The following is a 217-nucleotide window of genomic DNA, read 5'->3' as shown; positions in this document are numbered from 1 at the left end:
GCCGGAATCGCTAGTAATCGCGGATCAGCATGCCGCGGTGAATACGTTCCCGGGCCTTGTACACACCGCCCGTCACACCACGAGAGTTTGTAACACCCGAAGTCGGTGAGGTAACCTTTTGGAGCCAACCGCCGAAGGTGGGACAGATGATTGGGGTGAAGTCGTAACAAGGTAGCCGTATCGGAAGGTGCGGCTGGATCACCTCCTTTCTAAGGAA

At 56.2% G+C, this 217-nt stretch carries 1 rRNA gene; it reads left to right on the top strand.

The features are described 5' to 3' along the window. Nucleotides 1–209: ribosomal RNA gene (locus tag KI375_RS27215) — 16S ribosomal RNA — on the top strand; the annotation flags it as partial. Nucleotides 210–217: the final 8 nt, after the last annotated feature.

This window comes from Bacillus sp. J14TS2 (assembly GCF_018333015.1).
Taxonomy (GTDB): Bacteria; Bacillota; Bacilli; order Bacillales; family Bacillaceae_C; genus Lederbergia.
The sequence above is the reverse complement of the archived record's forward strand: the minus strand, read 5'-3'. Positions and strand labels throughout refer to the sequence as shown.